15 protein-coding genes are annotated in these 14,210 nt (G+C 66.1%); 9 read left to right on the top strand and 6 right to left on the bottom strand.

Annotation, left to right across the window (positions count from 1 at the left end; genetic code table 11):
* Positions 1–543, bottom strand: a 543-nt coding sequence (locus BM397_RS28305; RefSeq protein WP_143015468.1) for an AMP-binding protein, incomplete at its 3' end; no start/stop codon positions are given.
* 644 nt (positions 544–1,187) lie between these two features.
* Complete coding sequence (locus BM397_RS29485) at positions 1,188–1,325, bottom strand: hypothetical protein (RefSeq protein ID WP_176806991.1); 138 nt, start codon at positions 1,323–1,325, stop codon at positions 1,188–1,190.
* 745 nt (positions 1,326–2,070) lie between these two features.
* Between BM397_RS29485 and BM397_RS28295 the strand changes: the two genes are divergently transcribed.
* Complete coding sequence (locus BM397_RS28295; RefSeq protein ID WP_092431312.1) at positions 2,071–2,259, top strand: PLD nuclease N-terminal domain-containing protein; 189 nt, start codon at positions 2,071–2,073, stop codon at positions 2,257–2,259.
* Positions 2,260–2,290: 31 nt separating this feature from the next.
* Positions 2,291–2,455 carry a DUF1328 domain-containing protein gene (locus BM397_RS28290; protein WP_092431313.1) on the top strand — a complete coding sequence of 55 codons (165 nt, stop codon included), beginning with the start codon at positions 2,291–2,293 and terminating at the stop codon, positions 2,453–2,455.
* Positions 2,456–2,595: 140 nt separating this feature from the next.
* Here the strand turns inward: BM397_RS28290 and BM397_RS28285 are convergent, their stop codons facing one another.
* Complete coding sequence (locus BM397_RS28285) at positions 2,596–3,396, bottom strand: response regulator (protein ID WP_092431355.1); 801 nt, start codon at positions 3,394–3,396, stop codon at positions 2,596–2,598.
* Between the two features lie 122 nt (positions 3,397–3,518).
* Between BM397_RS28285 and BM397_RS28280 the strand changes: the two genes are divergently transcribed.
* The 5 genes from BM397_RS28280 (at position 3,519) to BM397_RS28260 (ending at position 7,860) form a co-directional block, all read left to right on the top strand.
* Positions 3,519–3,701: a NepR family anti-sigma factor gene (locus BM397_RS28280; protein WP_092431314.1), complete on the top strand. Its 183-nt coding sequence runs from the start codon at positions 3,519–3,521 to the stop codon at positions 3,699–3,701.
* A complete protein-coding gene (locus tag BM397_RS28275; protein WP_092431316.1) occupies positions 3,698–4,258 on the top strand; it encodes an RNA polymerase sigma factor in 561 nt (186 codons plus the stop codon). The genes BM397_RS28280 and BM397_RS28275 overlap by 4 nt, the downstream gene beginning before the upstream one ends.
* A gap of 134 nt (positions 4,259–4,392) precedes the next feature.
* Positions 4,393–6,180 (top strand): sensor histidine kinase, encoded by a 1,788-nt coding sequence (locus BM397_RS28270; protein WP_092431317.1) that lies wholly within the window; start codon positions 4,393–4,395, stop codon positions 6,178–6,180.
* Positions 6,164–7,141 (top strand): amidoligase family protein, encoded by a 978-nt coding sequence (locus BM397_RS28265; protein ID WP_092431318.1) that lies wholly within the window; start codon positions 6,164–6,166, stop codon positions 7,139–7,141. The genes BM397_RS28270 and BM397_RS28265 overlap by 17 nt, the downstream gene beginning before the upstream one ends.
* Positions 7,129–7,860 (top strand): gamma-glutamyl-gamma-aminobutyrate hydrolase family protein, encoded by a 732-nt coding sequence (locus BM397_RS28260; RefSeq protein WP_245696276.1) that lies wholly within the window; start codon positions 7,129–7,131, stop codon positions 7,858–7,860. The genes BM397_RS28265 and BM397_RS28260 overlap by 13 nt, the downstream gene beginning before the upstream one ends.
* Before the next feature lie 58 nt (positions 7,861–7,918).
* Here the strand turns inward: BM397_RS28260 and BM397_RS28255 are convergent, their stop codons facing one another.
* Complete coding sequence (locus BM397_RS28255) at positions 7,919–8,584, bottom strand: PRC-barrel domain-containing protein (protein WP_092431319.1); 666 nt, start codon at positions 8,582–8,584, stop codon at positions 7,919–7,921.
* A gap of 893 nt (positions 8,585–9,477) precedes the next feature.
* Between BM397_RS28255 and BM397_RS28250 the strand changes: the two genes are divergently transcribed.
* Together BM397_RS28250 and der are read left to right on the top strand one after the other, a co-directional pair.
* Positions 9,478–11,004, top strand: a complete 1,527-nt coding sequence (locus BM397_RS28250; RefSeq protein ID WP_092567511.1) for an aldehyde dehydrogenase (NADP(+)) — start codon at positions 9,478–9,480, stop codon at positions 11,002–11,004.
* 256 nt (positions 11,005–11,260) lie between these two features.
* Positions 11,261–12,742, top strand: a complete 1,482-nt coding sequence (gene der, locus BM397_RS28245) for a ribosome biogenesis GTPase Der (RefSeq protein WP_092431321.1) — start codon at positions 11,261–11,263, stop codon at positions 12,740–12,742.
* A gap of 71 nt (positions 12,743–12,813) precedes the next feature.
* Here the strand turns inward: der and BM397_RS28240 are convergent, their stop codons facing one another.
* Both BM397_RS28240 and BM397_RS28235 read right to left on the bottom strand, forming a co-directional pair.
* Positions 12,814–13,236: a DoxX family protein gene (locus BM397_RS28240; protein ID WP_092431322.1), complete on the bottom strand. Its 423-nt coding sequence runs from the start codon at positions 13,234–13,236 to the stop codon at positions 12,814–12,816.
* Between the two features lie 265 nt (positions 13,237–13,501).
* Positions 13,502–14,203, bottom strand: a complete 702-nt coding sequence (locus tag BM397_RS28235; protein ID WP_092431323.1) for a TspO-related membrane protein — start codon at positions 14,201–14,203, stop codon at positions 13,502–13,504.
* Positions 14,204–14,210: the final 7 nt, after the last annotated feature.

Here is a 14,210-nt window from a genome sequence, read left to right as displayed (position 1 = left end):
GCGGTTGGCCAGCGCGTCCGGCGAGAAGCCGGCGAAGACGATGGAATGGATGGCGCCGATGCGCGCGCAGGCGAGCATGGCATAGGCCGCCTCGGGGATCATCGGCAGGTAGATGACGACGCGGTCGCCGCGCATGACGCCCTGGCTGAGCAGGACGTTGGCCATGCGGTTCACCTTGTCGTAGAGCTCGGCATAGGTGATGTGCTGGGCGGGATCCTCGGGGTTGTCGGGCTCGAAGATGATCGCGGTCTGGTTTGCGCGGGCGGGCAGGTGGCGGTCGATGCAGTTGTGGGCGACGTTGAGCACGCCGTCCTCGAACCACTTGATCGAGACATTGCCGAAGTCGAAGTTGGTGTCCTTGATCTTCGTCGGCCGCGCCATCCAGTCGAGCCGCTGCGCCTGCTCGCCCCAGAAACCGTCGGGGTCGGCGACCGAGCGCGCGTACATCTCCTCGTAGCGCGCCGCGTCTACATGCGCCTTGGCCACAAAATCCTCGGACGGGGGGTAGGTTCCTGCAGTCGCAGTCTGGGCGTCGTCTTTCATGATGTCCTCCCTGGTGTCATGGAGCCGGCGTGTATCTCCGGGCCCGTGAGCGTTCCAATTTCTCCAAAGTCGCGCGGCGACTTCTTCCATCCCTGCATCGATCATACCGTAGATCGAAAATATTGAAATAAGCCTCGGTAAAATATGATTTTATTTGTAAATCATTTGCCCTGCGCTGCAGCAATTTGTAAAAATGTTTGCTTTTACGCCGCAAAGGCCATGGTTTCCAAATAGCTTACGCAGCGTCACAATGCACGCTTGGCGTGCGTCCTTTGGCAGGACCTCGGGAAGGCGCGGGTGTGACAGTTTGATGCAGTATGCGCCGGTATACCATGTTTGCGCCCAAGCTGAGCAGCAGGGGTTGCGCCAGCGCAGGGGAAAACGACTCATCAAGGATCGCGCCATGCGCCGCCTTGCCCCACGCCACCGGTCGAGGCGGTTTGGAAATACGGAAAACCCCAGACGTCGGGAAAGGACCGACTGACACGCTCTGGATGGCCGCGCCGCCTGTTGCAAGGCCCGGACAGGCGCTGGCGAGTGAATGAGATGTCTCGGCCTTCGACAAGCGCGGCGAATGCACCCCATGCAAAGGATCGCCGAGCCGGCGGATGCGAGCAGGCGGGGAAGCTTACGCTGACCATTTGCTATGGCGGGGGCGGCGCGACCACCGAGGCCATCGATGTCGTTTCCACCGAGGCCTTCGATTGGGCGCAGCGGGCCACGATGCCGCCGATGACCATGCCGGAGTAGGGCATCGTCCCCACGGGGGAACTCTGCGACACGCTCAAGACCTTCGATGACAGGCGGATGCGCGCCACCCGCGTCATAGGCGACGCTTTCGAGGCGGTGCGCGAGGTGCCCACCCCGGCATGGTGAACTGGCCGGTGGTTCTGCACATCGGCGCCTACGAGAGTGTCCCGGATGACGCGCGCGACACTCGCCGACCGGATCAACTCGCGCCGTGAACGGGCGCAGAAGGCGCTTGAGCAGATCTTCGGCTTTCTCCCGGGGGTCGGTGCCTTTGTCCTCTTGGTGCTGGCGATGGTTTGGGCGATCGGGCGACTTCTATTAAGCGCGCGGCTGCGTCGGCTGGACCGGCATGGCCATGCTGCTGATCGCGACTGTCGATATTTGCTGGATGCGGTGCCGGTCCGGGGCTGGAGTGCGCGACGGCCTTACCGCTGCTGGGGAACGTCGCCGAACAGGCGGCGGCAGTCGCGCACCACATTCAGGAGCATGCATGGCGCAGGAATGCCACAGCGACCGGGCTCGGGGAGACCGAAGGGCTCTTCGTTATGACGGGCGGCGCAGAGCTCGCGCCGGTTTGACCGCGCGGAACCTTTTTCCACATGAAGTGTTCTTGACATGAGCCGGGGCGGCGGGGCGCAGGGCGCGACACCGGACCCGACATCATCAATCTGGACGGATCGCGCGGGAGGCTTCCCGCGGACCCGGAGGCCACGGCCTTCGGTCCGGGAAGGCGCGCGCTCCGGCAAGACCCAAGACGCGACCAAAGGAGGGTTCGCCATGGAATTCGCAGGAATCGGGGGATTTATCGTCCTCGTGCTCGACATCTGGGCCATCGTTTCGGTGCTCGGCTCGAGCGCAAGCACCGGGGCCAAGGTGCTCTGGACGCTTCTCATCATCGTGCTGCCGGTTCTGGGCTTCATCATCTGGCTGATCGCCGGGCCGAAGTCCTCGCGCGCCACCATCTGACACAAGAACTGCGTTCATAGGAGGAACGACAATGCTTTACTGGGCTCTTCTGTTTTTCGTCGTGGCCATCGTGGCCGCAATCTTCGGCTTTGGCGGCATAGCCTCCGCGTCGGCGGGCATCGCGCAGGTGCTGTTCTTCATCTTCCTGGTGCTTTTCGTGGTGACGCTGATCATGCGACTCGTCCGGAAGGCGTAAGGCCGGGGAGGGGGTGGCGAACGCCCTCCCGCATCCATCTTCGCTTTGCGAGTGCAGTTTAACGAGTACCAACAAAGGAAAACCCCGCCGGCAAGGGCGGGGTTTTCTGAGAGACCTTCCGCGAAGGCCAAAGGTGACGTTCAGGCCTTGAGGGTCTCGGTCGACGAGAAGAACATCGCCTGGCTCACGGCCGAGCGGACCTGCTCCTCGGAATAAGGCTTCGAGATCAGGAATGCCGGTTCCGGACGTTCGCCGGTCAGCAGCCGCTCGGGGAAGGCGGTGATGAAGATCACCGGGCGATCGCCGAGCGCGCCGAGAATGTCGTTCACCGCGTCGATGCCCGAGGAATTGTCAGCCAGCTGAATGTCCGCCAGCACGAGGTCGGGCGTTTCCTTGTTGGCAAGATCGATGGCACCGGCGCGGGTGCGCGCCACGCCCGTCACGCGGTGGCCGAGGTCGGCGACAATGCTCTCGAGATCCATGGCGATGATCGCCTCGTCTTCGATGATCAGCACGCGACCCGTCACTGCATCCGCCATCTCGCGGCGGGCGAGGGTGACAAGTTCCTCGACCTCGGTCTCGGCGATCTGCATGATCTCGGCAACCTCGGAAAGGGTGAAATCCTCAATGGTGTGCAGCAGCAGCGCTTCGCGGCTGTTGGCGGTGAGATTCTTCAGCCGCGCCTGCGCCTTCGCGCGGGGGCCTTCGTCCTCGTCGGTGACCGGTGCGCCGGTGCTCGCCCAGATGCCGTGGAAGACGTGGAACAGGCCGACCTTGGGCGACGATGCGCCGGTGAGCCCGCTCCGGTCGGCGAGGATCGCTTCCAGGGTCGCCGCCGCGTAGTTGTCGCCCGAGGTCTGACTGCCGGTCAGCGCACGCGCGTATCGGCGAAGGTAGGGAAGGACCGCACCAATGGTCTGGCCCAAATCACCCTGTGTCATGAATACGTCCTTTTTTTCGCTTTTCTCGGGAACCAAACGCGCCTGCTCGGCATTGGTTCCGGGATACGACAAAGATATGTGCAGAATTTACGGACTGCAAAGGCAAGGATCTAACGGCGGCAATGGTACAAACGCGGCGGAATTCCAAAGAGGCAGAGGTCATCGATGAGAACCTCAAACGTGTCTACCAAGACATGCTTGACGAGCAGGTTCCCGATCGCTTCCTAGACCTGATCGCGCAGCTGCGCGCGCAGGACGATGGTGGCGGTTCAGAAGGTGACGATACGGGCGAGGCCAGTGCATGAGCTCCGATCCCCGTGACGAGATCGTCACCCATCTCCCCGCACTGCGGGCCTTTGCATTCTCGCTAACGCGAAATTTCGCGCTGGCCGATGACATGGTGCAGGACACGCTGGTCAAGGCGTGGACCAAGATCAACACCTTCGAGCAGGGCACGAACATGCGCGCCTGGCTCTTCACCATCCTTCGCAACACCTATTACTCGAACCGCCGCAAGGCGGGACGCGAGGTCTCCGATGCCGAGGGCGTCTTCACCGAGAGCCTTTCGGAAAAGCCGGCGCATGACGGCCGTCTGCAGATGAACGACTTCCGCCGGGCGTTCGTCCAGCTGACCGACGAACAGCGCGAAGCACTGATCCTCGTTGGGGCACAGGGCTTCTCCTACGAAGAGGCTGCCGAGACCTGCGGAGTTGCCGTCGGCACGATCAAAAGCCGGGTCAATCGCGCCCGCGCGCGTCTTGCCGAGCTGCTCAACCTCGATGAGGACGACCGGCTCGAGATGACCGATCAGGCGACTATGGCCGTCGTCTCCGGGGCGCGTCCGAGCGGCGCTTTGGGGTGAGCTACGGTGACCTGAGGGTGACCCTCGGGATGTAAGAATACATGGCGGCGCCCGAACGGGCGCCGCGAAAGACCCGGAAAACGGCAGGACACAAAGTCCGCCACTCCGGTTGGGGCAGAGCGGATAGAGGTTTCATGAAAACAGTCGCAGGCGTTTGGCGGCAGAGGCCGACCGGTCTCGCCGCTCGGATCATCCTGTTCCTGTCGCTGGCCCTCGTACCGATCGGGGTGGTGGCCTATTTCCAGACCAGCAAGCTGGCAGAAGAAACGCGCCTGCGCTCGCAGCTCAGCCTTGTTGCGCTGACCGAGGCCGCCGCTCTTGGCGAGCGCGAGACCGTGCTGCGTGCCCAGGGCGGGGCGCAGGCCATCGGCGCGACACTCGGCCAGAACTTCGACGATCCGGTGGACTGTTCGGACCAACTCGCCCGCTACCTTGGAGCTTCGCCCGGCTACAGCTTCGCCGGGATCATGACGCTCGACGGCGACGTGTCCTGCAATTCGCGCGGCATCGAGATGAATGCGCGAGACTTCCCGCGATTGAAGCACATCGTCGATCAGCCGGGTGCGACCGCCTGGCTCAGCCGCAGGGGCGCGATAAGCCAGCGCTCGGTGATCGTGGTGGCGCAGCCCTATTTCGTCGGCGGCGAACTGGCCGGCCACGTGCTGCTGTCGGTGCCTTCGGTGCTGCTGCCGCGCGGACATGACACGCCCGGCCCGAGCGATTTCGACGACCTCATCACGATCAACGAGCAGGGCGAGATCCTGACCTCGCGCGGGGATGTCGACCAGGTGGCGGGCGTGCTGCCCGCCGACCTCGACCTGCAAAGCCTTGTCGGTGCCAGGTCGCAGAGCTTTGCCGCGCGCAGCGCCGATGGCGAAACGCGGGTCTACGCCGCCGCGCCGCTGGTGCCGGGGATGATCCACGCCATCGGTATCTGGAGTCGCGAGAACGCAGAGGCGCAGGCGATCACGGTCGACGGGCTCGCGGTCATGGCGGCGGCGCTTCCGTTCCTGATGTGGGCGGCCTCGGTGATTGTCGCCTTCCTCGCGGTCAACCGGCTGGTGATCCGTCACATCAAGCGCCTGTCGCGCCGGATGCGGGCCTTCGCGCTGTCGCGCCGGGTTCCGGCGCTGCGCGACGAGGCGATGCCCGCCGAGCTCGCGGACATGGAAGACGATTTCCTCGACATGGCCGACGCCATCCTGCGCGACGAGGCGCAGCAGGAAAACGCCCTGCGCGAGAAGACCATCCTGCTCAAGGAGGTCCACCACCGGGTGAAGAACAACCTGCAGCTCATTTCATCGATCATGAACATGCAGATCCGCCAGTCCCGCAATGACGAGACCCGGGCCATCCTGCAGCGCCTGCAGGACCGCGTGCGCAGCCTCGCCACGATCCACCGCAACCTCTACCAGACCGAGGATCTCGGCCACGTCAACGCCGGGCACCTGCTCAAGGATCTCGTTGGCCAGATGGAGCAGATGTCCGAGGTCAGCGGTCGCAAGGTCAACCTGACTGTCGCTGCCGACGACATCGAGGCGGTGCCCGACCAGGCGGTGCCGCTTTCGTTGCTCACCGCCGAGGCGATGACAAACGCGATGAAATACGCCCAGCCCGGACCGGACGGGGTCACCCGGGTCTCGATCCGGCTCGCCCGGCTCACCGGAGGGCGCGCCGAGCTTGAGGTCGTGAACTCCGCCCGCAAGCCGGAAGATGGCACGCCTGACGCGCCCCGCTCCCCCGGCGAGATCGCCGGGCTCGGCTCCAAATTGATGCAGGCCTTCGCGAGCCAGCTCGGCGGCACGCTCGAACAGGATTGGACCGAGGCGGGCGACTACCGCGTGCACATCATCTTCGGGCTGGTGGAATTCGTCCCCGACCCGACAACCCCGGAGGCGATGCCCAATGTCCCGGACTTCTGATCTTGATACCCCGCAACCGTTGCCGCGCTCGGAGACCGCCGAAGGCAGGCCGCGCCGCGTCGGCGTCGAGATCGAGTTTTCCGGCCTGACTGAGGCGCAGGTCGCCCGCATCCTGGTCAAGCAGGTGGGCGGTGCCGCGCGCGAGACCCAGCGCGGTCACTGGACGGTGAGCGGGGGCGGTATGGGCGACTTCGAGGTCTATCTCGACAGCCAGCCGCTCGAACGGCTCGACCATGATGGGGTGGGCGGTCAGATCCGCGACCTGGCCCGCGCGGTGGTGCCGGTCGAGATCGTCTCGGACCCGCTGGAGGTGGCCCAGATCGCCGAGCTCGACCGCGCCATCGTGGCGCTGCGCGAGGCCGGGGCCGAGGGCACCGGCAGCGGCGTTCTGTCGGCATTTGGGGTGCATTTCAATCCCGAGGTGGTCTCGCTCGATTACGCGGACATCATGCCTGTACTCACCGCTCACGCGCTCCTCGAGGACTATCTCAAGCGCGCCGCGGGCACCGATTTCAGCCGCCGGGTGATGACCTGGGTCGCGCCCTATCCGCGGGCGCTGGTTGACCGGCTAGCCGCCGAAGCGCCGCCGGCCACGATGACCGAGCTGATCGACACCTATCTCCAGCTCTCGCCCTCGCGCAACCACGGGCTCGACATGCTGTGCATCTTCGCCCAGATCGACGAGGCTCGCGTTGCCGCGGCGGTCGACATGGAGCTGGTCTCGGCCCGACCGACCTTCCACTGGCGCTTGCCGGACTGCCGCATCGACGAGGACGGCTGGACGCTGGCGCAGGAATGGAACCGCTGGGTGCTGGTCGAGCGCGTTGCGGAAGACACCGATCTGCTGCGGCGCCTCTGCGCCGCCTGGCGCGACCATCGCGACTCGATCACCTCGATCCGCATGGACTGGTCCTTCCGGGTCGAGCGCATGCTGCAGGGGGCGGGCCTGTGCGACCTCTGATCGGGGTCACCGTCTCGCGCCGCTCGGGCTGGCGGGTCTTTCCCTTCATGGCCTTCGCGGTCTGGCTCGCTGGGGGCAGGGCGCTGCGCTGGCAGACCGGCAAGCGCGAGGTCGATCTCGACGCGGTGCATGGCGTGGTGATCGGCGGCGGTGACGACATCGAGCCGACGCTCTACGGCGGCGAGCTTCAGCTGGACGTGCGGCTCGACCCGGCGCGCGACGCGCTGGAACAGAAGGTCCTGCGCGGCGCCTTCGAGCGCAACCTGCCGATCCTCGGCATCTGCCGCGGCGCGCAGATGCTCAACGTGGTGCTCGGCGGCACGCTGCATGGCGACGCCTACGCGGTACACCCGTCGCGCCGCTACCGCACGGTGCTGCCGCGCAAGAAGGTCGACGTGCTCGACGGCACGCTGCTCTCGCACACGGCGCGCGCCACCTGCCTGCGGGTCAACGCGCTGCATTCGCAGGCGGTGGATCGCCTGGGCGAGGGGCTGCGGGTGGCCGGGCGCGACGACGGCGGCATGGTGCAGGCGGTGGAACGGCTGAGCGATCCCTTCGCGCTGGGTGTGCAGTGGCACCCGGAATACCTCGTCTATCGCCGCGCCCACCGGCGCCTTTTCCGGGCGCTGGTCGCCGCGTCAGGGGCGCGGCGCGACGCCATCTGCCAGCTCGATGCGGCCGAGGCGGACGCGGCGCTGCCGCCATTCTTCGAAAGATAGGCTGTCTAGAAAGATAGTCTGTCTAGAAAGATGGTCTGGCCGCGATCCCCGTCGAAACTCAGGCCGCCACCATGTCGGACACCTTCGGCGCGGTCTCGATCTGCGTCAACGACAGGTCGAGCACGATGTGCCCGCCGTGGTCGTGATCGGCGTGGGTGACCATCTCGAAAATCGGTACCACCCGGCGCTCGTGGTGAAAGAACTTGCCGTTGTCGACGACAATGTGGCTGAGCTGCCCACGTGCGGCGTCATAGAGCAGGTCGCTCACCGTGCCGGCTTCGCCGTCGCGGCCGAAGACCGTTTTGCCGATCCAGTCGGCGAGGCTTTCGTAGCGCTCCAGCGCGGCCTGCCAGCGCGGATCGGCCTCGGCCTCGTCGGCCTCGCCCGCGGGCAGCGGCGCGTAGGGCGATCCGAAGGGGCCCACCACCATCGGTGGCATCGTGGCCATCAACGCCAGCATGTCCTCGCGGCCGCCCTTCATGCGCGGAGCGCGTTGCAATTCATCTTCGGTCACATGCAGCGGCAACGCGCGGTCCTCTGCCTCGGGCAGACCAAGCGAGGAGGCGGTGACCAACAGCCGTTCTGCGGCGGCAAATCCGGCCGGGGCGACGATCGCCCAGGCAAGTTTCCGCCCGTCCGGATCGAAGAGCAGGTCTTGCAGCACGAAGTCCCGCTCGCCGCCGGTGAGGCGCCAGGTGATCAGGTCCGAGAGCGAAATGAGCATGAGTGCGCCTTTGCATTGGTTACGCGATATTAACACGGTTCTGCGACATTCTGTTCCGGAACCGCTGCTGCGCTGCCGCGTTCAAACCCCAAGCACTTAAGGAGCAAGCACTTAAGGAGACTGCCATGACCATCGATATCTTTATCGTCGGATTGGCCGCTCTCATCGTCATCGCGATCCTTATCCTCGCTCTCACAGACTCGGAGGGGGAGGATAGGAACTCGCGCTAGCCAGAGCGACCCGATCCGGCCAAGACATCGGCCGACACGTCGGCCCTGTCCCGGAATCCAGCAGGGTTTTGCCCGCGTTTGGGCGTTGCCTGCGTTTTTTGGGGGGGCGTTGCCTGCGTTTTTGATGCGTGACCAAGGGCGCGGCTCCGGAAGCAGGGGCCGCGCCCTTGTTTTGGCGGGGATTTCCCGCGCTCTCCCGGTCGGCGAGCTACCTTCCGGAGTTCATACTTGTCGCGGAACGCTCGCGGAAACGAGCTTACAAAGGTGCAGCCAAGAGCACGGGCGCAGCGTATCAGCGTCCCGTTGCGTTGCGCTGCCTGTTGCGCGGGCCATTTCGGCTCACGAGCCCCCGGGCCACTACAACCGTGGCCCATCTTGGACCCTCGCGGGGCGTTGCGCCGGAGCAGAGTCGTTGAACCCCATGGGTTTCGCTTGGCCCCTCGAGAGACATTCCGCGCCTCATCCAGAGCCGCCCGAAACCGTCTGAGCGAAGCACTCCGTCGTCCATGCCGCGAGGGAAGGCGGTGGCATTCGCGAACCCCTGAAGCTTTCCGGAGGTGTTGCGGGAAGCCGCGCTTGACGTCTGGCGGCCCATTGCTGGTATACCATTTCCGAATCCAAGCCGAGCCCGACCCGGGCGACGACAGCACAAAGGACATCCCGATGCTCGACAAATCCGTCTTCACCCCGCACGGCAAACATCTGATCGCGGGCGCCTGGGTGGCCGGCGAGACCACCTTCGCCTCCGAGCCGGCGCATGGGCCGAGCCACGAGTTCTCGGTCGGCACCCCGGCGCTGGTCGATCAGGCCTGCAAGGCCGCCGAAGAGGCCTTCTGGACCTATGGCTACACCACCCGCGAAGCCCGCGCCGAGTTCCTGAATGCCATCGCCGACGAGATTGAGGCCCGCGCCGAGGCGATCACCGAGATCGGCACGCAGGAAACCGGCCTGCCCGAAGGCCGCCTGCAGGGCGAGCGCGGCCGCACCACCGGCCAGCTGCGGCTCTTTGCCAGCCACATCCTCAAGGGTGACTACCTCGACCGCCGCCACGACGAAGCGCTGCCCGACCGCCAGCCGCTGCCGCGCCCCGACATCAAGCTGGTGATGCGCCCGATCGGCCCGGTCGCGGTCTTCGGCGCCTCCAACTTCCCGCTCGCCTTTTCCACCGCCGGCGGTGACACCGCCGCAGCGCTGGCCGCCGGCTGCCCGGTGGTGGTCAAGGGCCACGGCGCCCATCCCGGCACCGGCGAGATCGTCGCCGAGGCGATCCTCGCCGCGATCGAAAAGACCGGCATGCCCAAGGGTGTCTTCTCCCTCGTGCAGGGCGGCAAACGCGACGTCGGCCAGGCGCTGGTGCAGCACCCGCTGATCAACGCCGTGGGCTTCACCGGCTCGCTTGGTGGCGGCCGGGCGCTGTTTGACCTCTGCGCGCAGCGCGAGGTGCCGATCCCCTTCTTCGGCGAGCTGGGCTCGGTGAATCCGATGTTCCTCCTTCCCGAAGCCATGAAGGCGCGCGGCGCCGAGATCGGCACCGGCTGGGCAGGCTCCCTGACCATGGGTGCCGGCCAGTTCTGCACCAACCCCGGCATCGCCGTGGTGGAGACGGGCCCGGCGGGCGACGCCTTTGTCGCCGCCGCCGCCGAGGCGCTGAAGGGCGCGTCCGCCCAATGCATGCTCACCGATGGTATCGCGCAGGCGTATAAAGATGGTAAATCGCGCTTTGACGGCCGCAATGCGGTGAAACCGGTGCTGACCACCGACAGCGAGGGCCGCAGCGCGCTGCCCAACCTCTTCGAGACCGACGCGGCGAATTACCTGCAGGATCATGCACTTGGCGAGGAGGTCTTCGGCCCGCTCGGGCTCGTGGTGCGGGTCTCCGGCGCGGACGAGATGGAAGAGCTCGCCCGCGGCTTCGAGGGCCAGCTCACGGCCACGATCCACATGGACGAAGGCGACACGGGCCTCGCGCAGCGCCTGGTGCCGGTGCTCGAACGCAAGGCCGGCCGACTGCTGGTCAACGGCTTCCCGACCGGCGTCGAGGTCTGCGACGCGATGGTGCACGGCGGGCCTTACCCGGCCTCGACCAACTTCGGCGCCACCTCGGTCGGCACGCTGTCGATCCGCCGCTTCCTGCGCCCGGTGAGCTACCAGAACCTGCCCGACGCGCTGCTGCCCGGCGATCTGAAGTAAACCGCCCGGCAACCGAAACGCGCCCGCGCTGCCCCACCGGCGGCGCGGGCGTCTGCGTGCCGCCAGGCGTATTTGCAAAGAGAAGAAGCCGCCGGCCACCCGCCTCTTCGTCCAGACCCAGATATCCCGCGGGCGCCCGAAGGGCGCGGGCAGAGCCCCCATTTGGCGCGCCCCTGTAACATGGCGTCCGAGATCCCTTTCTCCCGCCCGCGCTTTGCGCTAAAGGCGGGGTTTGAATCCGCAAGAGGTGCGTGCCATGACATTCTCCCTCGCCATCGTCGGCCGCCCCAACGTTGGCAAGTCCACCCTGTTCAACCGTCTGGTCGGCAAGCGGCTGGCGCTGGTCGACGACCAGCCCGGCGTCACGCGCGATCTGCGCGAGGGCGAGGGCAAGCTGGGTGACCTGCGATTCACGGTGATCGATACCGCGGGGCTCGAAGAAGCGACGGACGAGTCGCTGCAGGGCCGCATGCGCAAGCTCACCGAGCGTGCGGTTGACATGGCCGACGTCTGCCTCTTCATGATCGACGCCCGCGTCGGCGTGACCCCCACAGACGAGATCTTCGCCGATATCCTGCGCAAGCGCTCGGCCCATGTGATCCTTGCTGCCAACAAGGGCGAGGGCTCTGCCGCGGACGCTGGTGTGATCGAAGCTTATAGCCTCGGCCTCGGTGAGCCGATCCGGCTTTCGGCCGAGCACGGCGAGGGGCTTCCCGACCTCTACAGCGCGCTGATGCCGCTCGCCGATGCCTTCGCCGAGCGCGCCGCCGAGGAGGCGCCCGAGACCGAGCTCGAGCTGGACGACGAGGAGTTCGGCGATGACGAGGACGGCGAGGCCAAGCTGGTCATGCCGACCGCCGGAAAGCCGCTGCAGATCGCCGTGGTGGGCCGCCCCAACGCCGGCAAGTCGACGCTGATCAACAAGATCCTCGGCGAGGACAGGCTGCTGACCGGCCCCGAAGCCGGGATCACCCGCGATGCCATTTCGGTCCGGCTGGACTGGGACGGCGTGCCGATGCGGATCTTCGACACTGCCGGCATGCGCAAGCGCGCCAAGGTGCAGGAAAAGCTCGAGAAGCTCTCGGTTTCCGATGGTCTGCGCGCCGTCAAGTTCGCGGAGGTCGTGGTGGTGCTTCTCGATGCCGCCATCCCCTTCGAGCAACAGGACCTGCGCATCGCCGACCTCGCCGAGCGCGAGGGCCGGGCGGTGGTCGTGGCGGTCAACAAGTGGGACGTCGAGGAGCACAAGCAGGAAAAGCTGCGCGACCTCAAGGAGGCCTTCGACCGGCTGTTGCCGCAGCTGCGCGGCGCGCCGCTGGTGACCGTTTCGGCCAAGACGGGCCGCGGGCTTGATCGCCTGAATGCGGCCATCATGAAGGCTTGGACCACCTGGAACCGCCGCGTCTCGACCGGCCAGCTCAACCGCTGGCTCGAGGGCATGGTTTCCAGCCACCCGCCGCCCGCGCCGCAGGGCCGCCGCATCAAGCTGCGCTACATGACCCAGGCGAAGACCCGCCCGCCGGGATTCGTGGTGATGTGTTCGCGCCCGCAGGACATGCCCGACAGCTACACGCGCTACCTGGTCAACGGGCTGCGCGAGGCCTTCGACATGCCCGGCACGCCGATCCGCCTGACGCTGCGCGGGCAGGGCGACAAGAACCCCTACAAGGGCAAGCGGGAAAAGAATGCCGGCGCGCTCAAAAAGCACCTCGGCAAGCTGCCCAAGCAGAAGGGCTGAGCCGAAGCGCCAGAAACAGGAAAAGCGCCGGAGCATGGGCTCCGGCGCTTTTTTCGTTCGTGGGACGGGGCTCAGCCTCTGGTGATGGCCAGCAGACCGCCGCCGAGCAGCGATTGCACCAGGAGTGCCAGCGCCCAGAAGGCGGGGTATTCCCAGCCGCCGCCCTCGTTGGTGAACCAGAAGCCGTTCGGCCCGTGGGCGAGGATCGCGGCACCCAGCAGTACCGGGATCAGCAGCAGCGACACGAGGCTGGTCTGGACACCGAGGATCAGCGCCAGCCCGCCGAGTACCTCGGCAGCGATGGTGAGATAGGCCATGAAGCCCGGCACGCCGAGCGAGCTGAAGTATTGCGCCGCGCCGGCAGGGGTGAAGACATAGATTTTCAGCCAGGCGTGGGCGAGGAAGAGGGCGCCGAGGCTGAGGCGCAGGATGAGGGCGGCGAAGGCGATCGAGGTGGCGGAGCCGAAGCCCACCGATTGCAGGACGTTGGTCATTGTAACTCTCCGGTTTCGGGCGCCGCGCCGTGCGGCGTCTTGTCTGATGCGCCAGAGATAGCGGAGACAGACTGTCGCGATAATGTGGGAAGTTATGGGAATATTGTCCGCATGACGTTCTTAATTGGCATTTGCGGGGAACTGCGTATTTGAAAAGAGAAGAAGCAGGGAACGGTGCGCCATCCCCTGCTTCTTCTCTTTTCAAATACGCCCGCCGGAGGCGGTCCGGCAGCGAGGCCGGGTGCTGGTGCCGGAGAATAGCGTGCTATTCGGTGTCGGTGCCGCGCAGCGCAAGAATGGCGAAAATGCCCGCCGCGGCGAGGCCCGCGACCGCGAAGTTGAGCGGGCTGGCGTTGGCGACGATCACCGCCACCAGCGCCCAGATCACCGTGATGCCGTAGAGCGGCGCGCGGTGCAGCCGGTATTGCGCCACCACTGAGAGCGTCAGCGCGAGTGCCAGCGCGGCCAGCGCAGCGGGAGTCTCGGGCAGCAGCCCATAGCCTGCCAGCAGCAGGCCGATGGACACGCAGGAGGCCGCTGTCAGCCAACCCGCGTAAATCGCGATGGGGGCGATTTGCCACCAGCGATCCATGTCGCCGGCACGGAACAACGCCAGAAGGGCGGTCACCAGCATAACCCAGATCATCGCGGTGGCGGCAATCGGCGAGACCTGCGCCACCGGCAGCCAGAAGATGCCCACCGCGAGGCTGACCAGCAGCGGGTCGCGATGGTCCATCCAGTCGTAGTCATCCGAGCGGCGGAAGAGGCCGAAGCCGGTGCCGGCGATAAGCCAGAGGTAGATCAGCCCCCAGATCGCGAAGGCGTAGCCTGCCGGTTGCACCGGCGGGTCGACCTGCGGGACCGGGAAGGCGTCCGGCGCGAACCCGGTGAAACCGGGGAACACCAGCGGCGAGGCCGCGAAGGCGATCGCCGCGAGAAACAGCAGGAGCGGCCGGACCCAGATCATCTCGGAC

Source organism: Alloyangia pacifica (assembly GCF_900116195.1).
Lineage (GTDB): Bacteria > Pseudomonadota > Alphaproteobacteria > Rhodobacterales > Rhodobacteraceae > Salipiger > Salipiger pacificus.
The sequence above is the reverse complement of the archived record's forward strand: the minus strand, read 5'-3'. Positions and strand labels throughout refer to the sequence as shown.